Genomic DNA, 23,369 nt, shown 5'->3' with positions numbered 1-23,369 from the left:
ATTACTCACGACCGGGAATACGATCGCCAGACCCCTTTCCCGCAACCGTCATGAAGATATACTTAAAATAAGCTGGGACAGTAAGATTCGCCAGCATCTTCGCGTCTGTTTCCGCTAAAAGACGCGGAGTCGACATATCAATGTCGTTTACCTGGGCTAAACCCGTAACCCCAGGCCGGGCATTAAGCGCACCACGCTGATCACGCTCTCGGATTAGCTCTTCCTGGTTGAACAAACAAGGGCGCGGCCCGACCAAGCTCATTTCACCTTTTAGCACATTCCAAAGCTGCGGCAACTCATCCAGCTTGGTGCGTCGCAAAAAATGCCCGAACCTGGTAATAGACGAACTGCTCGCCAGGTGACTAGCCACGGAAGCTGTGTCGACAGACATGGTGCGAAACTTCACCAACGTAAACGGCTTTTTATACCGCCCTACCCGCTCCTGCCGAAAAACAGGGGAGCCTGTGTCAAACAACCCAATAACGTAAAGCACCAACAGCACCGGAAAACCAAACACCAAGCCCAGTAGTGAAAACAACAAATCCAAAGTACGAATCACAAATTCAATCCTGCTGATCGGGAAAACAACGCTGAAGGCCCTGCTTTACGGTAAGAGGCGGCGTCCAGTTTAAACACTTTCGGGTATGGCTGATATCAACCTGCAGAGATCCCAATAAACGCTGAGCCATGGCTTTTTTTCCCAGAAGCGTAGCGCCAAACTGCAACCAGCCACCGGGAACCGGGATTAATCGCGATGGTTTGCCCATGGCTTCTGCGACGCCTCGAAGCAGCTCTGTTGTTGACAGATCTTCACCGTCACTCACAAGAAACGTCTCGTTTGCCGCGCCGGGGTGATCGATGCAGGTAATGATTAAATCGACGAGATTATCCAGAGCCACAAGCGAACGTTTGTTATCCACTGCACCCAGTGGCAACGGTAAACCTTTACCAACGAGCTTGATCATGCTGGCAAAGTTGCCCTTTACACCTGGGCCGTACACAAGAGGTGGGCGAATGACGACTACTTCCATGCCAGTCTCGACAGCAAGTACGCGCAACCCCTGCTCTGCTTCGTGCTTGGATATACCGTAAAAGTCTCCGGGTGACGGCGCATCATCCGTAAAAAATGGCTGGCCCACTGGGGTTTGCTCACCGCTCACCTTGATGGAGCTAATAAAGATAAACCGCTTTACACCAGCAGCAGCAGCTTGGCGAGCAAGATTGAGGGTACCCACGACATTGATTTCGCGAAAGGCTTTGAGCGGCTCGCCCTCTCTATCGTCCATAACATGTACGCGCGCGGCACAATGGATGACAACGTCTTTATCAGCCAATGCGTCAGACCAGTCGGTTTTGCCCGAAATGGCACCAGAACTCACGACGTTTGATTCGGACTTATCAGTCACGCGCCGAACGCTACCGACCACAGAATGAACGTGTTGCGGTAATTCTGCGATTAAGGCGCCGCCCAAAAAACCTTCCGCCCCTGTTACCAGAACAGTCTTAAGCTCAGACATCTACAAGCAATTCCTGATATATGCGCATGTGTTGATCGACAACTCTTTCGATTGTGAAGGCGTCTTCGGCCAGTTCCCGACCGGCTTCACCCATACGACGCAATTGATCGGGAGATTCAATTAAATTCTGAATGGCATCTGCCAAATCCGTCGCATTTTTTACTTTAACCAATACACCAGTGATACCTGGAGTAATGGCATCACGGCACCCTGGCACGTCCGTTGTTATAACGGCACGTCCGCAGGCAGCAGCTTCGACAAGGCCTTTCGGTAAACCCTCACGGTATGACGGCAGGCAAACAATATTGGCCGCAGCGTATTGGGCCGCGATATCGCTCAAAAAGCCAGGCAACTCCACTAAAACCTCGGAACGCCATTGCTTCATATCGCCTTCACTGACACTACTCGGGTTTCCCGGATCAGGATCGCCGATCAAGCGCATGACAACGGCAATTCCGCGAGCTTTCAGCAACCGAGCAGCATCCACGAATTCGAACACACCCTTGTCTTTTAAAAGTCGGGCAGCCATAACGACGACTGGTATCCCCGTTGGCTGGGGAAGAACCGGATAGTCTGCGAGGGCAACTCCGGAACCGCGGATCATCCGCGCCTGTTGAACGGTCAGTGATCCCATCGCAAGCAGGGTGTCACGGTCATCCGGATTTTGAAAGATGACGGCAAGCCTGCGCTGTTTAAACGCAAGTCGGTAGAGTAGCGACACCAACTTGCGGCGAGCCCCCGCCAAGCCGCCTTGTCCTAAAAACACAGTGCCCAAACCCGATACCGCAGCAACCACAGCTGGAACGCCGCTGAGCCTTGCTGCAATACCTCCGTACAAAACAGGTTTTATCGTAATCAAATGAACGATATCGGGTTTTACTTTCTGGTTTAGCCGAAAGAGACCAAAAAGTGTCGCTAGCTCATTCAATGGGTTCTGGCCACGTCGAGCTAGCGCGATAGCATGGTGCGTAAAACCCAAATCTTCAATTTTTTGCACCGCTATACCGGCGCCTGTTGCAACATGAACGCTATAACCTTGGTGCCGAGCGGCTTCAGCTATGGGCAGACGATGCGATAGAAAGAATTCTGGCGCATTCACTACAAAAAGAATTTTTTTTGAAATCATCATTAAAGCCGCAAGTCCGCCTCACCCAGTGGCAACACGCCTTTGAGATCATAAAGCACGCCACCCTCTGTCAGATAGCCGCGCAGATCACTCGCGCTCATCTCCGCATACTCCCGGTGCGGAACCGCCAGAATCACACCATCGTAACAGCTCTTCCTAGGCTGCTCCGTCAGGCTGATGCCGTATTCATGCTCAGCCTGAGCACTGTCGGCCCAACAATCGGTAATATCCACCTGACAGCCAAATTCCTTCAGCTCTTTCACCACGTCAATCACACGGGTGTTGCGTAAATCCGGGCAGTTTTCCTTAAAGGCAAAACCCATGATCAGCACTCGGGCGTTAGCGACGGTGTGGCCAGCCTTAATCATGGATTTCACCAATCCAGAAGCCACGTACGCTCCCATGCCATCGTTCACCCGTCGGCCTGCCAGGATAATTTCCGGGTGATAGCCGACAGCCTGTGCTTTATGGGTCAGGTAGTATGGATCTACACCGATGCAGTGGCCGCCCACCAGGCCCGGCTTAAACGGCATGAAATTCCACTTGGTTCCAGCCGCTGCCAGCACTTCATGAGTATCAATACCCAACCGGGCGAAGATCATCGCTAGCTCGTTCATTAAAGCAATGTTCAGATCCCGCTGGGTGTTCTCAATCACCTTGGCCGCTTCTGCCACTTTGATGGAACTGGCTTTGTGCGTGCCTGCGGTGATGATATCCGCGTACAGGGCATCCACTTCCTCGGCAATGGCAGGTGTAGAGCCGGAGGTGACCTTCATAATAGTGGTCACCCGGTGCTCCTTATCCCCAGGATTGATCCGCTCCGGGCTGTAACCGGCGTAGAAATCAGCATTGAACCTAAGGCCAGATACGCGCTCCAGTACCGGCACACACACTTCCTCAGTGGCACCGGGATAAACCGTGGATTCGTAAATCACGATATCACCGGCTTTCAGCACCTTGCCCACGCTCTCACTGGCTTTCACAAGCGGCGTAAGATCCGGCGTTTTGAAATCATCTATAGGCGTAGGCACGGTCACAATAAATACCGTGCAGTCGGCAATATCATCCAAAGAATCAGTGAACGACAGCTGAGGAGCTGCCGCCAGCTCCGCCAATGAAACCTCGCGGGTGTAGTCCTTGCCATTTTTAAGTTCTGCAATGCGCTTGGTGTTGATATCAAAACCAACAACTTGACGTTTTTTCCCAAATGCAACAGCTAGAGGTAGCCCCACATACCCTAAACCAATAACAGCAATTTTCTTCATGATGATCCCAAAAAAATCAAAATTAAAACCAATTATTTAAACTTTTGCTGCTAGAGCCTTAAATCTACGAACTCCAGAAAACAAAGAAAATTCATTTTTGTAGTAGTCGACAAGAGCCACACCATTAGGTCTATCAAAATCCAGAGTGTGTGGACCCAACCCCTCGCTCATTCTTATTTTTCCATACTCTTTCTCTTCATAAAAAGTAGAGCTAATATTCGTTATCTTAAGGATCGTAATAGATGCCCCGTAACCTCTACTATTATCTTGTCCAAATCTGAACATTCCCTCATCTGTGACTAAGATACGACCCGCCATCCTTGCCGAGGATGGAGACATACAGACGGGACTACTAGGGTGCTTAATGAAATTCTCATCAAGTGACTTTGCGAACCATAAATTTAAAACTGTATGAGCCGAGTCATTATAGCCAAAGAACAGATACCATAAGCCATCACTATTGAATAACGTCGCATCGACAATTCGTTTGCTTTCCAACCCTTTAACTTCAGAAATTTCCTGAGAATTTGAAAGGTTCAAAAAGTATTGATGTGAGTGTGAAGCAACTTCGGGCAATAAATACTCTAATCCATTATTTAAAAATGAGAAAGGATAAGAATAATGCAGGCCAGATAATAATACCGATGTCTTACTAAAATCGCTTAAATCTATCTCTAGTATGTCACCTAAACCATTTTTTTTATTGAGAGCCTCCAAACGCACCTTGGTGCAATCTACAGAAAAGAAAGGATCGGCATAAAAACTATATCTGGATTCGATTTCAAACTCATCTACCTCAGACAAGGAAATCACACTCTCACTGCCCATATCTGGCCTGAATTTGACAGTACCCACATTCCATTTTTTCTCAAAAAAAGCTCCGTAAATTACATGATTAATTTTCCTTCTAAGAAGAACTAAAAAAAAACGAAATACAGTTAAATTGCTAGGCAGTCTATAGTTTTTCCCGTCCGTTTTTATGGAGAAAAAACGATCATTCTTAAGATTGATCAATGCCTTTCGGAGCAAAAACTCAGAAACCTGATAGAACTGCTGAGCAGATTTCTTATATGAATGATGAACTAATTTCGACTCCGCAAAAGCCAACACCTCTCCAGCATCAAGTTGATTCGTCAACCTCTGAACCATTATCCCACTTTTATCTTCGTTATAAAGCACCTCGTAAAAACCAGCAGGACGCCCTCGATACTTCGAGGGGTCACCATGATGGTACGACAGAACTGGAATTTTTTTTAGGTTCTCGTCGATTATCAAAAGAGACATACCAAACTTTATTACAACATCCACATTATTGCTTAGCAGTTCTTCTGACACTTCTTCTGGAATTGCTTGCCACGCGCCCACATAAGAGCAATAAAAATCGATCACCTTGGCACCAGGTATTTTTAAAATAGAGCTCCGGGTATATTTGTTCTTTAAAGCCAAGATATTTAAAACATAATAAAGAAAGTTTTTAAAGATACTTTTTTTTACTTTGGTGTTCTTACAACTCAGTATTAATTTTATATCTATAATATCGAGGGCATCTTCAAGCGCCGCCTTCTCCCAATTTTTAATTTTTTTTTCATCTAATATAATTGCAGCTTTTAATTTTTTCATTAAACTGACATCCAAATAAATAGCCTAATAATGTTTTTTTAATAATAAACTTATTAAAAATATAAAAATGCTAAACAAACGCAAAATTTAGTTTAAATTACATTAAAATTTAAGCGACAGAAATAATACGATTTTTAGAGATATATATTTATTTTCACAACAATATCAAAAACCGCAATATTAATTGAATAAATCCTGAATCAGTGACTCCGTCCGAATATAGCAGGCAAAGCCTTGGCTGACCCAAGCCAAACTTATTTTTTTGAAGCTATTCCGATTATGTTAAAAATACGTGTGTCATCTTTCCGATTGACACAGCTAAAAAAGATCATTTTTGATCAATTCTTGGTGTTCAGGCAAGAGTATCTCTATCCAAATCATATGCCGGATTGGAGTCGGGCAAGAAAGAGAGCCAGGCTGTCTACCCAGAGGAGGCAAGGCCTCGATAGAGATCGCGGTAAACGGCAAAGCCCGGGCAGTGTCGGCCGAAACGCAGGAAACACTGGCGGCTGCTGTGGACCAGGCGGCAGGCCATATACATCAGTTCCTGCATCACGGTTCTTAGGCGGCGGCGTTTGGCCGGGTGCCGTATTGGCGCATCCGGGCCGGTGAGCCTCAGCCCCATCCAGCGCAGCAGGTTGTAGCCGAGCGTAGCGAAGGCCATCACCAGGTTGTTGGTGTCGAACTTGCCCGAAGGTAGACGTTCCAAGTCCAGGTCGGTCTTGAACTCACTGTGGAATTGTTCGCTGGTGGCATGATCGCGGTACAGAGCCATAACTTGCTGTTCATCCGCCACGTGGGCAGGCAGTGATGTGATCCAGCCTTCCAGACCGATTTCCGGCTCCAGGTACAGTTGGCCTCGGGCATCGCTGGTGCGCACCGTCACCTTGACGATTCGGCGAACGCCGGGCTCGTCTGGCAGAGCTTCCGACAGAATGGCTTCCATCTTGCCGTCACGGTTCAACGTCCACGCTTTTTGTGATTGGGCTTTGTCCGCCCACGCCAACGGATCCTGTTTGCGGGGATTCCATTTGATCAGGAAATCGATGTGTTCCTGCTGGCGCAGAAAGTTCCGATTCTCACGGGCATCATGAGCGCTGTCCAAACGCACTAGGATTGGGGCTGCCGTCAGAGAGCGGGCGCGCGGCAAGACACGACCAAGAGTATCGATAAAACCCTTGTTGGCATGCTGGCTGCCGGGGCGCAGCTCACAACCCAGGCACCCGCCTTCCTGACCCAAATAAGCCGCAATCGGAGCATAACCGTCGTAGCCTTTGTAGGTGTAACTGACGCCTTCCTTGCGGGTCTGGCTGTTGTCCATGGGAAAAACATCCATATCCAGAGCCACGTGCCCCATCGCCAGCGGGGTGACCGGGCCCTTTATGGAGGCCAAAAACTCGCCACTGGCATCCTCCAGCACAGGGATCAACAGCTTGGCGTCTTCATCAAAGCGTTGCCGCAATCGGGCCGAGGACGGTGCCTGTTTGATCCCCATGGCGGACTTAAAGAATGGATCCGTGCGGACCGACTCAACCGCCTCAAAATCGCTTTTCCCCAGAGTGATCAGGCCCAGATAGGTCCGGATCAGGTCCATATTCGGAATGCCGTGACGCTTGACGATGGTACGGGCCGTCTTGTTCAGAGAGGTGTGCCGGTTCAAGCAATGACCCACCAGGGCCAGTCCGCCGTGAGGTGTATAGACTTCGGTCTTTGATTGCTGGAGAGTAAAAGTACGCATGGGTTGATGCACTGACTGGGTGAGTGGGCATAATATGGCATTATACCTTCTAAACCCTTGTTATTAAAGACTTTAAGAGTTAATTTGGTCGCGTGAAGTCACGGATTCAGGTAAATCAAAGTCTATAAGCAAGGTACCAAGGCATTGCCTTGGAAATGCCCTCAACAATCCGATACTCCGGCGCATAACCCAGCTTGCTAGCCGCTTTGCTGATATCTGCCTGAGAGTGCCGCACATCACCGGGACGGAAATCGCGATATACGGGCGCTTTCTCATAAACAACCCCGTTTTCCGCCAAAGCTTCTTTGAGCGAATCAAAAAGAATATTGAGCGTGGTGCGGTCACCCACCGCTACGTTGTAAACCTCATTCTTGACGGCTTCATCAGCCGTAGCTGCTAAGAGATTCGCCTGAACGGCATTTTCAATGAAACAGAAATCACGGCTGGTTTCGCCATCGCCGTTGATGAATACATTATCACCGCATAGCATGGCTTCCGTCCACTTAGGGATAACCGCCGCATAGGCACCTTTAGGGTCCTGCCGTTTGCCGAAAACATTGAAATAGCGCAAGCCGATGGTTTTGAAACCGTAAGTTATAGCGAACACATCCGCATACAGCTCATTCACATACTTAGTAACGGCATAGGGTGACAGTGGCTTACCGATATTATCCTCAACCTTTGGAAGCGCAGGATGGTCACCATAGGTTGAGCTACTGGCGGCATAGGTGAAGCTTTTAACCCCTGCCGCCCGGGCAGCTACTAGCATATTTAAAAAGCCCGTGATATTGACTGCGCTTGTGGTGACGGGGTCGTTAATGGAGCGTGGTACTGATCCCAAGGCAGCTTGATGCAGGACGTAATCCACCCCCCCGCAGGCTTTCGCACAATCTTTTTCGTTTCGTATGTCACCTTCGGTGAAAGAGAAACGGGACCATTGTTCCAGGGTGACGAGGCTTTGCACTTCATCTAGGTTGTGCTTATGGCCGGTGGCAAAGTTGTCCAAGCCGACAACATTTTGGTTCAGTTTTAGCAAGTGCTCAAGTAAGTTGGAACCTATGAAGCCGGCTACGCCAGTGATTAGCCAAGTTTTGGATTCAAGAAGAGATAACTTCATAAGCTTTTGGAGCACCTTTGCTTTTGTGATTGGGAAATTTCGCGATAAACCTCAAGATACTGATCGGCCATCTTTTCCAACGTGAATTTCTCTGCCTGTGTGCGAGCAGCACGCGCTAATTCTTTAGGGCCTTGACTATGCAAATTGTCAATAGCTGCTTGCAACCCCCAAACCCAGGCATCCTCACTTTCGACCTTCTCAATGAGGGTAACGGCTAGATTGTTTGGATCCAGCACTTCTCTTAAGCCTGCTACATCCGAGGCAACAACAGGAAGGCCGGTCGACATGCCTTCAACCGCCACTAAGCCAAAACCCTCCCAAAGCGATGGAATGACCTGAATATCTGCCGCTCGCAGATGAGCTTCAATGCTGTCTGACCAACCCAGCAACTCAACCTTATCCCCCAATTTTTCTCGACGGATGAGCTGCTCAAGCTTATTTCGCTCAGGTCCCTCGCCAACAATTACGTAACTGTCAATTTCATCTCTAAGCCGAGCAATTGCACGGATTGCCGTAGCAAAATTTTTCTTAAAGGTAAGCGAGCCTACTGAAACAAGACGCGGTTTACGCCCTGCCAGATGAAGTCGTTCAAAGACCTGATATATCCGCGAACCATTTTGGATAGTTACGAGCCGGTCTGAAAGCCGAAGGCCTACCCACTTTGCAAGGGACTCGTACACGCCATCGCTGATACAAATTATTTTCGAGTATCGACGATATATCAGTCGCTCCACTAACCAAACCAAGGGAATTTTACGGCGCTTATTGCTCGTATTGTGTTCCGTATAAACAAGTTTTAAATTTTTTAGACCGATAGTAGCTAAAGCTAGGTAAAGCAAAGGCCAGGTCAAATGGGCGTGAACTGTTAAGTTATGTTTCGATTGCTTGAGGCAACGCTTTAGTTGTTTACGAATACGAAATATGTTGAAAGGACTTCTGCAGTTGGTGCCAATTATTTCTTCATTGCTTCCAATATCATAAGGTGATCCGGATAAAAATATCACTTTCGAGTTAAGATCCCGACTCAAATAAAGCTTATGTAACTCTCGCACAAGCAATTCAGCACCGCCGCTTCTTGGATCTGATACTATATTTAAAATCATGAATTTCTCTCGTTGCGCTACTTAAACGAAGCAGTAATTGAGATCGCATATAAACGTTGAGAATCTACGACAACTCCAAAAATTAAGGAGCAGCTACATCCCCATGGGAAAAACGGCCGTAAATAAAAGGAATTCTGATCAAACAGAAAATGAAAAAAACTTTTGAAAAAATTAAGAATAACATATTCTTTTTCTTTAAAGATTTAACCAGAGAATGACAATACAGACCACTCATTACCTATTTTAAAGTGTGAAATCTTACTGCCTTTCATCTGCTTTACCCGCCAGAAGCAAAACCATCTCAGATACCTGTACTATTTTCACGAAAAATAAAAAAAATATAGCCTTAAATTTCACGTCTAAGGGTGCTTTCTTTTTGAAAAAAAGAATATGCAGCCGAACTAATGGTGGAGATAATGCCACTACCAGCCCCCCCCAAAAATTTCTTTTTAGCTTACCCGCCAAAAGACGTCTTGCCTTTGACAATAAGTCATGAGAACTGCACCTCAATGGATGGCTAACGTACACTTTGTCACTGTAGAAAAAATTGATTTTACATTCGCTTGCTCGATTGCAAAAATCAACGTCGCCACCAGAGTACACCTTGGCGTCGAACCCGTTCAATTTTTTAAATGAGCATTCATCTACTGCTAGGTTAGCAGTAGCACCTACATCATTTTCAGCATAGATATCTTGATTTATTCCATAAATATAATCGTAGGATTCCGGGAAACTTAATTTTTTTTTATTCAAAACACTGAACATTTCAACACGCCCAGACAATATTCCACTTCCTCGCTCATAATATTGAGAGACCAACTTCAACCAATCAACAGACGGTATGCAATCTGCGTCTGTAAATACTAAAACCTCTCCAATTGCTTGCGCGGCTCCCTTATTCCTCGCAGCGTACGATCCTGGTTTCGCTTCCTCGACAATTATACAATTATCTGGAACCCAAAAACCTTCAGGTGGACGATCGGAGGGATTATTATTCACCACAATAACTTCAAATGATTTTTTTGGAAATGACTGTAACTCCAATGCATTTAGACATAACTGGAGTCTTGGCCAGTCATGATAGACAGGTATAACAACACTAAGAAAATATATGCCTAAAGCTTCACCCATAACTTATGATTGCCTTTATCGATAAAATTTTTTATTTAGAGGGGCGCGCGCTCAATAACTAAGTGCAACACCCTCTAATCGAGTACCGTGTTGCCATGGGAAAACACTATCATTACCTCAGTACCACCAACCGCGTTACGCTCATGTTCCTGAAGCGCCAGGGCCTCAGCCTTCGTGCCATTGCCAGTGAGCTGAACCGTTCACCCAGCACCCTGAGCCGGGGATTGCAGCGTCGTACGATTGAAGGCCAACCCTATGATGCCAAAGCAGCAGGACTCGCAGCGCGTTCAGCACGTTTGCACTGCCGGCACCTGCGCAAGTTAGTCGAGGGCACTGACCTCCATGAGGTGGTCGTCGACATGCTGCGAAACAAGTGGTCTCCTCAGCAAATCAGCGGCACACTGAAGGCTATGTTTCCTCATCATCGCGAATTTTAAGTCTCACACGAGACCGTGTACAAAGCCATTTATGCCCAGCCTCACGGCGAGCTGCGTAAGGAGCTTATTACCTGCTTGCGTCAGGGTCACACCAAGCGCCGCCCCCGTGCTGGCGGGGTTGATCGTCGCCAACAAATCCCGGATCTGGTCAGCATCCACTTGCGACCGCCGGAAGTCGAAGAACGGCTGCTGCCTGGGCATTGGGAAGGCGACTTGATCAAGGGTGCCTTCAATCGCTCAGCTGTTGGTACCCTGGTGGAGCGTGTCAGTGGTCTGGTGTTCCTGGCCAAGATGGACGGTGGCACCGCTACAGCGGCCGTTCAGGGCTACAGCGCCGCGTTGAATCGGGTACCACTGGAGATGCGCCAGACCTTCACTTACGATCAAGGCCGCAAGCTGGTGCGACATGCTGAGATCACCCAAAAGACCGGCACGGCGATCTATTTCGCTGACCCGCACAGCCCCTGGCAGCGAGCCATTAATGAGAACACCAATGGCTTGTTGCGGCAGTACATGCCCAAGGGAACTGATCTGTCTGTGTTCAGCCAGGATGAGCTGGACGCTTTTGCCTTCCAGCTCAACACACGGCCTCGAAAGCGGTTAGGCTTCAAGACGCCGCTGGAGGTCTTTATGGATCTGATCAACCGTACCCAGGAAGCGCCATTAGGCGTTCATTAAACCGGGTGTTGCACTTGGAGTTGGAGACCGCCGAGTTAGTGATGGTATCATCATCGTTGATTTTGGAGAATTATTCAGAGGTTTCTTAGAACTTATTCAAGACCTGATATTTTTTTCGGCCAACAAGATTGAGCATATTTAAATAGTTGTGAAACTAGAAATATAAACATCAAAAAAATAACACTATATTTTATAACGCTAAAAAAAATCGAAAGATCAATTCTATGTACATAAAAAGAAAAATAGACACCAGCGGGCACCCATATCGACTTATAAAACCCGCCACTCTGAAAAATACGATTAACGTAAAGAACAAATACATTTAAAGCTAGCACAAATAAAAATACTAGAGGAAAATCTCCTATTGAATAAATTTCTGCCCAAAAATTAGAAGCAACCCCATACTCGACTCCTGCATAGTATTTTTCTTGAATCGTTGTCTGAAAACTGGGTAAAAAATCCCATCCAAGCCGAGTGATTAAGCCCTTGAGGAACGGAATCGCTCCGGATAGCTGCTCAGAAAAATACCTAAAACTCATATCTAAGCCATCAGAAACAACGTATACCAAATGAGACGATACATACATGGGCTCGACGATTACATAAGCCAAATCATTAACTGATACTGACGAGTAGAAACGTAACGCATTGGAAAAATCCCCGTTTATAACGCTTTTGTAAACAGGCTTGTAACCAAAAATGACGCTAACTAGAAGAACGCCAAAAATAAACAACTTGAATTGACTGATCAAACGCACATTTGACTTACCAAAAGTCATGAAAATCACGATGAAGACTCCGACAACAAAGTACGATCTAACTCCCGCTAAAAGCAGAAAGATAATGAACCCAGCAGAAATTAAAAAAGCCAACCAATTATTATTTCTCAACGACAACGAAAGTATGACCAACGCGAACCACACTATTATTGAAAAGTAAGGAATATTAAATTCATCAATTTTGATTCGAACCATGGACTCAAAACCATAAATATAGAAAATGAAACCTAGAAATAACAATAGAACTAAGCTTAGATATTTTAGAGCATACAAATTATTACTTAAAACAAAAGGGTTACGAGTTCTGTTAGCACTATAAAATAAATAGTCATTTAAAATAGCAAACAAAAACGTGCCCAGACCTACCATCGACAATATTATGTACACTTCTTCCGAGGGCTGAAGCTTTCTCAGGCTAAACGGATCATATAGTAAATCTAAAATTATTGGCGAAAAATAAATAAAATAAAAAAAACCAGAAAAAGTAAATAAGTCGAATCGTCGCTTTTTAATTAGAAGGTAAAACAAAAGAAATATTGTTAAAATTTGAAGTGGAATTAGCAAGAAATTCTGCTCCTACGTTCTTGGACGCAATCGACTCAGGTACTAATTGCAAACCTGTGATTAAGAAAAAAAAACATAATTGACTTTAGCCCGGATTTATTATATTAAGATAAAAAGAAGCGGCTAAAGGCGCCATGATTACAAGAATTTAAGCAATCCACCAAGCACCAGTAGCCGCATCTAAAATGGTACCTCAAAAACTGACCTTCTCGGGTAATCTCCCGATTTTTGGAGGGCCTCAAAAGTAGAGTTCAGGCCACAGCGGCCAATTTATGTTGTGGGCCAATGCCCCCAAAGACCCATGTTGGGTCGTTCGTTATTGTAGGTCCATAGCTACTACTGTGCCTATTTCTGAACCTCCGCAATGGAATGGAACGGATATTGGGCCAGCCATTCATGGCGATGAGTGCGATTGTAGCGTTCGATATATGCATTCTGCTGCGGGTTACCGCGCTAGACAAAGACTAGTGTAATACCGTTTTTTCCGCCTAGACCATTAGGGTCTGTTGACAATTCACATTGGCAGCCAGAGAAATGCACAAGCCAATGACACAATGCTCTCATAGTTACGAGTCAGTTTGTCATATCGGGTGGCGACGGCCCGATAATGCTTGAGTCTGGCAAACGCATTCTCGACCAGATGTCTGAGCTTATACAAATGCCGGTCGAGCCCCTTGTTTCCCTTTATCGAGTTTTTCCTTCTGGGAATAATAACGCTCATTCCGAGGGCTTCTCCCTTGTCACGTATTATCTGGCTGTCGTAGCCTTTATCCGCTATCAGCACCTGCGCAGCGTCAATTTTTTCGATGAGTGTTGGCGCTTCAGTGCAGTCATTGATGTGACCACCTGTAATGGTGAATGCCTCTGGCAGGCCGTAAGCATTCACCGCCAGATGCACCTTGGAGGTGTTGCCAGCCCTGCTTTTACCGATATTCTCGTCGTAGCCACCTGCGGCTCCGGCACTGTGCTGGTGTGCTTTCACATAGCTGCCATCAATGAAGACCCATTCCAGATCGGAGTCTGCTTTCAGCACGTTGAAGAGCTTTTTCCAGAGGCCTTTTTTCGACCAGTCATTGAACGCTTTGTAGACAGAATTCCATCTGCCGAAACGGTCTGGCAGATCTCTCCAGGGCACGCCGGTCCGCATTCTGAACAGAATGCCTTCGACTGTTTTGCGCAGACCTGCCTTGTTATACAGACTGAATTGAAGCAGTATTTCTCTTAGCTTGGACCACAGCTCCTCTGTGAGCATGTATCTGGGCATTGCGGGCTCGTATGATTGTTGTTTCGGAACTTCATTATACGAGCTTGCTCTTACCTTTCAAAGACTTACGAGCAATTGTCAACAGACCCTAGGCACATGCAAACGCACCAAATATTTGCGAGATACCAATTCACGTAATCTCGGGATGCCTATCTAGAACTTCCGGTTTAAACATGAATTTTGCGAATTTTTAAACCAAAAAATTTTAGCGCTCATCTACGCTGAGCAAGCCCCAACCCCTGCCGCAGCCCTCGCCGGAACCTCCAGCTCAAACCGCACCACCTCAACCGGCAGCCCTTCCCCGGTGCAAAGCCTCTTCAAACACTCAGCAACCAACTCTCCCTCTCTACTTTCCCACTCTGTAAGGTAGGTAGCGCTGTAATAACGAATCGCTTCGGCATTCGAGACGTGGTTGTCTCGTATGCTTTTGACCAGTGCCAGTAAATCTTCAACAGAATCCGCTGGCTGGGTGAGACTGTTTTTTACGTAGCCGTAGTAATCTGGCATGTCTGGTGGTGTAAGTTCATGATAGATAGGCATTACGCCAGCTAGAGCAGCTTCTAGGTGGATACTGCTGTTGCCTGCGATAAGCCAGTCGATGCGTTCCATAAAACTGGAAATAGGCTCTTGCCGTGGATCGCTCAATGACACGCGTTCGTTGGCCGCAAATGCTTCGCGGAACTGCTTCGTGTCTTTCACCGCCTGGCCCGGGTGCCAGCGTAGCCGCACCGACAACCCTTCGCGTGCAAGCGCATTGATAAGTTCTATGCTGGCCTTAACGTCGTCTAAAGTGTTTAGGGCGACTCCAACCACGTGGGTATTGCGGCTTTCTGATCTCTTGAGGTGCTTTTTCTGGCCAGAGAGAATTACCTGGGGTATCGGTACGTTTCGAGCAGTGGCTGGTTGATTTGGCTCGCACTGTCGATAGGTGTCCAGCGCACACTGGCCATCCAGAAATGCATAATCAACCCGCAACGCAGGAAATATCGAACTTACGGATGCATGCTGCAGGTATACCGTTTTGATACCTAGCTGATGCGCAACCGCCAAAAAACATCGGTTGGGAACATTGTGGTCATTGGCGGTAATCACAAATTCAGGTTTCACTTGCCTAAGCACGCGATGGAAATAGACTAGGTAATTATAGACACTACAAAATGTCGCAAAATGCCAATCAACAGACACTGGATGTGTGGCTCTCAGTGTTTTGTATAGCCCAAATCCCCTAGTGGTCAAAAGAATGATTGAACGCAGAACATCAACGATATTCAGGGAAAATGGAACATAACGGGCCGCGCGATCACTATTGTCTAAAAAAGCCTTATTGCCTACTGCTAAAACGCTTTGGCCGCTTTGTTTCAGTGAATCAATTGTTTGGTTGAGGGAACCTATTTGGTTGGCAGATCCAGCAAATACAAAAAACTTGGCCGAGCACTTCAGCTCGGGGCGCTGGTTAAATTTCAGATCGCGCAAAAGAAATGCTACATATTTTGCAACTTGAAGAACCAATCCTCGATAGCGTGGCCTCTTCGTTTTGAGTAACGAGAGGTTATCAAGCTGCTGACCGTGCAAGTAAGCCAGCCAAGGTTCCGGCTCACCGGCAAGTACCGCTTTGAGATCGCTGTACCAACCCATCAAGCGAAACTATCTTCTTTTACCGGGGTATTCGCGCTAACGGGCTTGTTCAATTTCTGCCCGAGAACCCACTCTAGCTTTTTGGGCGCCAACCCAAATCCGGGACGTACACTGCGCACGCTGTCTGCGGTAACAATGTCGCCGGCGTTCATGTCTTTGACAAAATACAGGGAACGACGGAACTTGACGTTATCCTGCTCACTGGATTTACGCCCATAATCGATTTTGCCAAGCGCATTCCAAGCTGTTTTGCTGTCCCTACAAAGCGCGGCAAGGTCAGCGGGTTCTAAGGAGAAGCTATCATCAGGGCCACCGCCTTTCCGGTCCAGAGTGAAGTGTTTCTCGATAATTGACGCACCTAACACAACACTGGCAATGGCCGTGGTGTTGTCCAGGGTGTGATCAGACAAGCCTGTTACCAAACCAAACCGCTCCATCATGTCGGGTATGGTGCGCAGATTGTAGTCTTCCGCTGGGGCCGGGTAGCCACTTACGCAGTGCAGTATCGCCAATTCCTTGCAGCCGCCTTCTCTGGCTGCGGCTATGGCTTCACTGATTTCCTCGGCGTCAGCCATACCGGTGGAGATAATCATTGGCTTGCCCGTACTGGCCACATAGCGAATCAGCGGAAGATCGACGGCTTCAAAAGAAGCAATCTTATAGGCTGGGGCGTTCAGGTCTTCGAGCAGGTCTACCGCCGTGTTGTCGAAGGGTGAACTGAAAATAGGAATCCCGATCTTTCTGGCGTGTTCGAACAGCGGCTTGTGCCACTCCCAGGGCATATGGGCTTCTTGATACAGTGAATACAATGTTCTACCGTCCCACAAACCACCTTTGATCTTGAACTCATCGGCGTCGGAATCCAGCGTGATCGTGTCTGGCCGGTATGTTTGTAGCTTTACCGCATCTGCACCGGCTTTTGCGGCTTCTTCAATGATCTTGAGCGCTGTTTCAAACTTGCCGTTATGGTTCGCAGAAAGTTCTGCAATGATGTAGGGCGGATATTTTGAGCCAATTTTACGCTTACTGATTTCCACGATTATTCTCCATGCTTCAATTGACCCATAACCGCTTCTGGTTCTTTAGGAAAGTACTTCGGATTAAGGCACGCAACACACACTCTATCCTCTGACTTTCCATTAACCCAGTAATACCCCTTAAAGGTAGCCTCTACATGCCAGCCAGCTCTCGTATACGCTTTTATCGACGAGATATTACTAGCATACATACCACCATGAAGACGCCGAATATCATATTTATCAAAAGCAATTGTATTCGCAATTTTTATTGCCCTACTTGCAACACCTTTTCCTAAAAAATCTCTATTTCCAATCAAGCAAACTAAATCAGATGTATTATTACGATGATCGATAGGACCTACTTTTACGTTTCCTATTTTATCGCCTGAAGCACTCTCTATAAGGTAATAGAACCATTTTCCACTCGAAATCCCTGCTTGAAAATCTTCAACGATAAGCTCTTCAGAAAATTCTCGACCGCTTCCGGTAAAATAATCTAAATGCCCATCTTTATTTTCAAACCACGAAATGTATTCAGAATCAATGTGCTTTCTTTCCAGCGACCGAAGATGAAAATTGCCAGTTGAGTCTTTATACATCGTGCTTAACTCCTCATTCTGAAATAGGTCTAGTGTGATAAACGAATTTATTTAATACAATTAATTGAAAATCTGGATTAAAAATTATCGACTAATAAGATGTTGTACTACTTGCTCACATCCGGTGCCATTTACCAACTGGGCGCCAGATTCACTCATACTAGAAAATGCTGGATCAGATTATCATCGGCAATGAGTCTATTAATCACGATGCCAATCATGTCAAACTGCTCGCGACAATTGCGACCCCCCGCTCACTTAGAGCATGTGCGGCCGACTTTTGATTGTCAGCAAGCACGACAATCAACGCTGGCAATCCAAGGCAACAACGTTCCCAAGATGTACTGCCTGCCGCCCCAACGGCTAGGTCAGCCCGACACATTCGCTCGGCCATATCACCAACATTAACGCTTACCGTTGCTCTGAACCGGGTGTGACTGACTTGGGTCCGGATATCATTTAGGTGAGGTGCTGTTGCACCCATAATGACGTCTAATTCAGTTTCAGATGATAATTGCGAGTCATTCAATACGTTCAACACCTGAGCAGTGACATTTGTCCTGTCTACACCGCCAAGGGAGATCAGTATTCGCTTCAATTCAGGCATCTTGCGACGTTTTAGGCTTTTTTCGCGTAAACGAGCGAACTCAGGGCGCAAAAGTGCGTAATTGGGACCAACCAACCGAGTGCAGTGTTCCGGAACTTTATGATCATAGTCTGTAATCTCACGTCCCAGATTCTGATCTAACAAAAGATCGCAGGCGTGATGTCGATCCGCCAAATCATCAATCACCATGATCTGGCCTGCGGCTTTTGCCAGCAGTCTCTCCCAACGAGCATCAAGGGCGTAGTGGTCTACAACCAACCAATCTACTTCCATAGAACCAAGAGCAGCAAGCGTCTGTTCTGCGTCTATACGCCAACTTACCCCCAACCATTCGGCATGTGCCGTATCGTCGTTTTCTACCGTGAAATTAACGCCGCTCGTAGTAGATAGTAAATGAACAACAAAGCCTTTATTGGTGATGAACTCGCCCAGATTCCCAGGATGCTCCCGGCAGATAAAAACACAACTGTGCCCAAGGCGCTGTAGTTCTTCAGCCAGGGTCAAGCAGCGCATGACATGGCCTGTGCCCATCTGAATGGAACCATCAACTCTGAAAACAATGTTCATTGATTGCCTTTTGAAGCCTGCATGGCCTTAAACATCCATTCGGCCCTACTCCAGTCTTCTGGAGTGTCGATGTCTTGCACCCTATGGCGAGGTAGTTTAACGGGTATGGCTTGTTCACTAAAAAGTGCACGCTCCTGCAACCAAGCTTCCGCTGTACCCCAGTAGAATTGCCCAGCATCGTGCCACGCTTCTTCCAAGTCTTGGGAGCGGGTATTGAAGTGTTCGGGGCTGAACATCGCAATCCTATCTGTAGGGGTAATGCAGATAGCTCGTTGAATCGGAAAGGCGTAACTGGTGACTGAAAACGCGTAATCGCTGGATTGTTGCTGCATGAGGCGGAAGCCTCGCTGAATATCCTCTACAGCAATAAACGGCGCGGTGGCGTAAATGCAACAGGCATACTCAACAAGGACCCCATGCTGGTTTAACCGGTCGACAGCATGGCGTATTACAGGAATAGTGCCTGTGTGATCGTCTGACAATTCTGGCGAGCGCACGAAAGGCACTTCCGCTCCATACTTTTTTGCCACTTCGGCAATTTCATCATCATCTGTTGAAACGATGACGCGATCAAAACATCCACTACTGAGTGCCGCTTCAATCGACCAAGCAATCATCGGTTTGCCGCAAAACTCACGGATGTTCTTGCGGGGTATGCGCTTGCTGCCGCCACGGGCTGGAATGATCGCTACACGGCTCCCCGCCGTCATGGTTGACTACTCAGAATCTCTGTTAGCACCGCCACCACTGTATCCTGCTGTTCGTTAGTAAGCCCTTGAAACATAGGCAAGCTAATCGCATCGCGGTAATAGGCCATAGATTGCGGAAAATCGTTTTCGCTAAAGCCCATTTCGCGGAAATACGGCTGAATGTGCACAGGAATATAGTGCAGGTTCACACCAATACCCTGCTCTCTCAGGGCTTCGAATACGTCTAAGTGGCTAAGGTTGGTGTTTTCCAGTTGCAGGCGGATAACGTAAAGATGGAGGCCGCTGTAACTGTTTGGGTGCTGCCAAGGCAAGGTTAAAGGCAGATCAGCCAATAATTGATCATAACGTTTCGCCAGCTCGTGCCGGCGCGTCACGTAGGCATCCAGCCGTTCCATCTGACTAACGCCCAACGCTGCCTGTAGCTCAGTCATCCGGTAGTTATAACCCAGTGCAATCTGCTGGTAATACCAAGGGCCATCGGGCGCATGGGTCATTAGGTGCGGGTCGCGGGTAATGCCGTGGCTACGATGCAGATTCATTTTTTCGGCAAGGTCGGCGCTGTTGGTCATGGCCATGCCACCTTCGGCGGTGGTCACAATTTTTACCGGGTGGAAGCTGAATACGGTGATGTCGCTGTAGCGCCCGTTACCGATGAATTCGCCTTTGTATTTGCCGCCAATGGCGTGGGATGCGTCTTCAATGATTTTAAAGCCGTATTCTTGTGCCAATTTACTGATGGCGGCCATGTCGCAGGGTTGGCCACACAGGTGTACGGGCACAACCACTTTGGGCAAGCGGTTATCTATCTTCGCCTGCTTTAGTTTGGCTTCCAGTTCGACCGGGCACAGGTCATAGGTTTTTGGGTCTATATCCACAAAATCCACTTTAGCACCGCAATACAAGCCGCAGTTTGCAGAAGCCACGAAGGTCACCGGACTGGTCCACAACCAGTCGCCCTCACCTAACCCCAGAGCCATGCAGGCAATGTGTAACGCGGAGGTGGCGCTGTTGACGGCAACCGCATGTTTGGCGTCTACGTGCGCTGCCACCAACTCTTCAAACCGAGGAACCATTGGCCCCTGAGTTAAAAAATCTGATTGCAGTACATTAACAACGGCATCGATATCTGCTTGAGTGATGTCCTGCTTGCCATAAGGAATCATGATTAAATTTTTCCAATGTCACTGGAGTTGCGATCGATCCAAGCCTGCAAGTCTTCGTCCGCCATCCATTCTGTGTTGCTATCGCTTGCGTACACAAAGCCTTCTTCTACCTTTTTGCCATCCTTGATGCGGCTCGGACAATTTCCCCAATTGTTGATATTAGGGAGGATTTTAAAATGCTCAGGATATTCATACGTGAAGTAGGAGTCTTCTGCACCAATCATTTGTTCATGCAGCTTTTCACCGGGGCGAACACCGATCACTTCTTGCTTCGCTTCGGGCGCGACTACCCGGGCCAAATCGGTCATTTTCATGGAAGGAATTTTCTTTACGTAAATTTCGCCCCCGACCATGTCTTCAAATGCATGCCAGACCAGATCCACCCCCTCTTCCAATGAGATCATAAAGCGTGTCATTCGCTCATCGGTAATTGGCAAAACGCCTTTGTTTCTAATCGACATGAAGAACGGAATCACAGAACCTCGGGAGCCCATGACGTTGCCATAACGCACCACAGAGAAACGGGTGCTGTGGCCACCAGCGTAGGAATTGCCAGCAACAAACAGCTTATCCGACGCCAGTTTGGTGGCACCGTAAAGATTAATCGGGCTGCTGGCCTTGTCTGTGGAAAGTGCGACAACACCTTTAATGCCTTTATCAATGCAGGCGTCAATCAGGTTCATGGCGCCGTTGATATTGGTTTTTATACATTCGAACGGATTATATTCGGCAGTTGGTACAATTTTGGTAGCTGCAGCGTGTACCACATAGTCAACCCCGTCCAGCGCACGGTAGAGGCGGTCTTTATCGCGTACGTCTCCGATAAAAAAGCGCAGCCTGTCATCACCCTGAAACAACTTGGCCATTTCCCACTGTTTCATTTCATCCCGAGAGAACACAATGATTTTCTTGGGGTTGTATTTCTCCAGGGTCATCGGAATGAATTGGTGACCAAAAGAACCAGTGCCACCAGTAACCAGAATAGTTGAATCTCTTAACATGCAAAATTGTCCTTTGTATCTTTCTAGAAAGCTTTGAGCCAAGGCATAGGATGACGTTTCTGAGCCACAAACCAAGTCAATAAGAAACGAAGCCCCATTGATATACAGAATGCATAAGCTGCTCCTTCAAGGCCAAACTGACGAATAAGAATTAGGAGCAGTACAAGATTAACCACGCCAGAAAACATTGTGGCAATTGACAACAGGCCTGTACGCTTTGAAAAGAAAATATAATTCGTGACCATTAGGTACATGCCATTAAAAACTTGACCCAGCATCAACCATCCTACGATATCCCCGGCCTTCGCATATTTTTCACCGGCGACAAATGTAACTAGCCATGGCCCCAACAAAAATGTGAGACCGGCTCCGCCAAGGATAAAGAGGTACCAGATGTAGGTAAAGCGAACTATTTTTCGTTTTTCTTGCTCATCATTACGCTTGAGTCTTTCAAATAGCCAAGGAACGTAAGCTTTGTTAATCGCATCGAACACCAACGATGCAGCCATAGCGAACTGCACCGCAACCATATAGATCCCCACTTGTGCGATCCCGAGCTCAGAATTTATGACAAACCGGTCTACAGTCATCAGTAAGAATACACCGCCAACATGCGGTATTAAGGGAACGCCAAATCGAAGCGCCTCAAGGGTAAAATCAGGACGCCAGACAAAAAACCTGAGCATGCTGTCTTTCTTTAACAGCCAGAGCGCAATTATTGCAAAGACTCCAGCAGCCCAGACCTGGGCAGTAATTCGCCCTCCCGAGCCTTGTAGAAACACAACAACCAAAAGAAGAGATAGAGAAACATTGAATAAGCTCTTGGTGACTTGCATCGCACCATAACACTTTGCGTTTTTTCGCACCTGCCACTGACCGAGTCGGATTCCGGCTATGACCGTCGCCGAGGTAGTAAAAACAGCAAGCAAGATCCAGCGTGATTCGAGCCCTAACGATTGCGATAACTGATCATTAAAAATGTATACAACGGCTAGGGTCGCCAAGCTGGTCACTAACAGGATTTGTAAACAGGCAGCAATGAACTCTTGAAGGTCACGCTCGCCGAGATTGCCGTCATAGAATTTTCTTACTGCAGCGCCGTGCATGCTCAGCCCGATAAATGCGGTTAAGGCCCCAAGTAGGGTCTGGAACATTGCGACCTCACCGTACTCTTCTGGGCTTAAATAGCGGGTGAGTACCGGAAGCAGCGCAAAAGGTATCGCTGCGTTCAATATGTTAGAGATCAGATATATGGCTGAGCCAGCGAGGAAGGTATTGCTTTTTAATTTGGTAAGCACTTGTTAAGCGTTTTCCTTGCGGCTGCGAGTGAAACCTATTAATACTACAACAAACGCATCTAGTATGCCGCCAAGAATCGTGGCGACGATGGCGATCAGCGCATGTTTTTTTTTGCTCTCTGCGTAAGGCGCTACGGCAAGATCTACAGTTTTAAAGTTGCATCGCAGTGAAGCGCGATCGCTCGCTACTTACTTGATCTCTGAGTTTGGAAAATGACTTTCTTAAGCTGGAAACGGCTTTTGGGTCGCAATCGGTGAGAATAACTGGAAAGTATGTTTCCAGCGTTGGAAAGTGACCAGATTCTGTTTCCAAAGCTGGAAACACGCCTTGCCCGATAATACCTACGAATTTTTGAGAATAGCTTTTCCGAAATTGGAAATCTGAAAAATTAACTAATTGATTATTAACGATTTTATAAAACCGATAAGGG

At 47.1% G+C, this 23,369-nt stretch carries 19 protein-coding genes and 2 pseudogenes; 1 reads left to right on the top strand and 20 read right to left on the bottom strand.

Annotation, left to right across the window (positions count from 1 at the left end; translation table 11 throughout):
* Position 1: 1 nt before the first annotated feature.
* The 9 genes from MELB17_RS17295 to MELB17_RS17255 all read right to left on the bottom strand — a co-directional run bounded on the left by MELB17_RS17295 (position 2) and on the right by MELB17_RS17255 (position 10,617).
* Positions 2 to 559: a sugar transferase gene (locus MELB17_RS17295; RefSeq protein ID WP_007351610.1), complete on the bottom strand. Its 558-nt coding sequence runs from the start codon at positions 557 to 559 to the stop codon at positions 2 to 4.
* Positions 560 to 563: 4 nt separating this feature from the next.
* Positions 564 to 1,517, bottom strand: a complete 954-nt coding sequence (locus MELB17_RS17290) for a UDP-glucose 4-epimerase family protein (RefSeq protein WP_007351609.1) — start codon at positions 1,515 to 1,517, stop codon at positions 564 to 566.
* Entirely contained in the window at positions 1,510 to 2,646 is a 1,137-nt protein-coding gene (locus MELB17_RS17285; protein WP_007351608.1) for a glycosyltransferase family 4 protein, read from the bottom strand. Before MELB17_RS17285 ends, MELB17_RS17290 begins: the two co-directional genes overlap by 8 nt.
* Positions 2,646 to 3,908, bottom strand: coding sequence for a Vi polysaccharide biosynthesis UDP-N-acetylglucosamine C-6 dehydrogenase TviB (tviB, locus tag MELB17_RS17280; protein WP_007351607.1), 1,263 nt, complete (start codon positions 3,906 to 3,908; stop codon positions 2,646 to 2,648). Before tviB ends, MELB17_RS17285 begins: the two co-directional genes overlap by 1 nt.
* 36 nt (positions 3,909 to 3,944) lie before the next feature.
* Positions 3,945 to 5,528, bottom strand: coding sequence for a formyltransferase family protein (locus MELB17_RS17275; RefSeq protein ID WP_007351606.1), 1,584 nt, complete (start codon positions 5,526 to 5,528; stop codon positions 3,945 to 3,947).
* A gap of 421 nt (positions 5,529 to 5,949) precedes the next feature.
* Positions 5,950 to 7,266 carry an IS1380-like element ISMrsp6 family transposase gene (locus MELB17_RS17270; RefSeq protein ID WP_007351605.1) on the bottom strand — a complete coding sequence of 439 codons (1,317 nt, stop codon included), beginning with the start codon at positions 7,264 to 7,266 and terminating at the stop codon, positions 5,950 to 5,952.
* 115 nt (positions 7,267 to 7,381) lie between these two features.
* The gene (locus MELB17_RS17265) at positions 7,382 to 8,383 is read right to left on the bottom strand and encodes an SDR family oxidoreductase (RefSeq protein ID WP_007351604.1); all 1,002 of its coding nucleotides are present in this window, start codon (positions 8,381 to 8,383) and stop codon (positions 7,382 to 7,384) included.
* On the bottom strand, positions 8,380 to 9,486 hold the full coding sequence (locus MELB17_RS17260) for a glycosyltransferase family 4 protein (protein WP_007351603.1): 1,107 nt from the start codon (positions 9,484 to 9,486) through the stop codon (positions 8,380 to 8,382). Before MELB17_RS17260 ends, MELB17_RS17265 begins: the two co-directional genes overlap by 4 nt.
* Before the next feature lie 258 nt (positions 9,487 to 9,744).
* Positions 9,745 to 10,617, bottom strand: coding sequence for a glycosyltransferase (locus MELB17_RS17255; protein WP_007351602.1), 873 nt, complete (start codon positions 10,615 to 10,617; stop codon positions 9,745 to 9,747).
* Positions 10,618 to 10,712: 95 nt separating this feature from the next.
* Here MELB17_RS17255 and MELB17_RS17250 point away from each other — a divergent pair.
* Positions 10,713 to 11,732 (top strand): annotated as a pseudogene (locus MELB17_RS17250) (IS30 family transposase).
* Positions 11,733 to 11,824: 92 nt separating this feature from the next.
* Here MELB17_RS17250 and MELB17_RS24700 read toward each other — a convergent pair.
* The 11 genes and pseudogenes from MELB17_RS24700 to MELB17_RS17200 all read right to left on the bottom strand — a co-directional run bounded on the left by MELB17_RS24700 (position 11,825) and on the right by MELB17_RS17200 (position 22,938).
* Entirely contained in the window at positions 11,825 to 12,520 is a 696-nt protein-coding gene (locus tag MELB17_RS24700; protein ID WP_198136509.1) for a hypothetical protein, read from the bottom strand.
* A gap of 806 nt (positions 12,521 to 13,326) precedes the next feature.
* Positions 13,327 to 13,525: pseudogene (locus MELB17_RS25765) on the bottom strand (integrase core domain-containing protein); the annotation flags it as partial.
* 64 nt (positions 13,526 to 13,589) lie between these two features.
* Positions 13,590 to 14,339 (bottom strand): IS5 family transposase, encoded by a 750-nt coding sequence (locus tag MELB17_RS17240; RefSeq protein ID WP_083796423.1) that lies wholly within the window; start codon positions 14,337 to 14,339, stop codon positions 13,590 to 13,592.
* Between the two features lie 216 nt (positions 14,340 to 14,555).
* Complete coding sequence (locus MELB17_RS17235; protein ID WP_007351597.1) at positions 14,556 to 15,974, bottom strand: hypothetical protein; 1,419 nt, start codon at positions 15,972 to 15,974, stop codon at positions 14,556 to 14,558.
* Positions 15,974 to 17,011: a pseudaminic acid synthase gene (gene pseI / locus MELB17_RS17230; RefSeq protein WP_007351596.1), complete on the bottom strand. Its 1,038-nt coding sequence runs from the start codon at positions 17,009 to 17,011 to the stop codon at positions 15,974 to 15,976. The genes MELB17_RS17235 and pseI overlap by 1 nt, the downstream gene beginning before the upstream one ends.
* A gap of 2 nt (positions 17,012 to 17,013) precedes the next feature.
* The gene (locus tag MELB17_RS17225; protein ID WP_007351595.1) at positions 17,014 to 17,592 is read right to left on the bottom strand and encodes a GNAT family N-acetyltransferase; all 579 of its coding nucleotides are present in this window, start codon (positions 17,590 to 17,592) and stop codon (positions 17,014 to 17,016) included.
* 217 nt (positions 17,593 to 17,809) lie between these two features.
* Positions 17,810 to 18,766 (bottom strand): UDP-2,4-diacetamido-2,4,6-trideoxy-beta-L-altropyranose hydrolase, encoded by a 957-nt coding sequence (gene pseG / locus MELB17_RS17220; RefSeq protein ID WP_007351594.1) that lies wholly within the window; start codon positions 18,764 to 18,766, stop codon positions 17,810 to 17,812.
* On the bottom strand, positions 18,763 to 19,476 hold the full coding sequence (pseF, locus tag MELB17_RS17215) for a pseudaminic acid cytidylyltransferase (protein ID WP_007351593.1): 714 nt from the start codon (positions 19,474 to 19,476) through the stop codon (positions 18,763 to 18,765). The genes pseG and pseF overlap by 4 nt, the downstream gene beginning before the upstream one ends.
* Positions 19,473 to 20,639: a UDP-4-amino-4,6-dideoxy-N-acetyl-beta-L-altrosamine transaminase gene (pseC, locus tag MELB17_RS17210; RefSeq protein ID WP_007351592.1), complete on the bottom strand. Its 1,167-nt coding sequence runs from the start codon at positions 20,637 to 20,639 to the stop codon at positions 19,473 to 19,475. Before pseC ends, pseF begins: the two co-directional genes overlap by 4 nt.
* A gap of 2 nt (positions 20,640 to 20,641) precedes the next feature.
* Positions 20,642 to 21,640 carry a UDP-N-acetylglucosamine 4,6-dehydratase (inverting) gene (pseB, locus tag MELB17_RS17205; protein ID WP_007351591.1) on the bottom strand — a complete coding sequence of 333 codons (999 nt, stop codon included), beginning with the start codon at positions 21,638 to 21,640 and terminating at the stop codon, positions 20,642 to 20,644.
* A gap of 23 nt (positions 21,641 to 21,663) precedes the next feature.
* On the bottom strand, positions 21,664 to 22,938 hold the full coding sequence (locus MELB17_RS17200; protein WP_007351590.1) for a lipopolysaccharide biosynthesis protein: 1,275 nt from the start codon (positions 22,936 to 22,938) through the stop codon (positions 21,664 to 21,666).
* Between the last annotated feature and the right edge of the window lie 431 nt (positions 22,939 to 23,369).

Source organism: Marinobacter sp. ELB17, assembly GCF_000169375.1.
Lineage (GTDB): Bacteria > Pseudomonadota > Gammaproteobacteria > Pseudomonadales > Oleiphilaceae > Marinobacter.
Note: the sequence above shows the minus strand (reverse complement) of the source record. Positions and strands in the feature narration are given on the sequence as shown.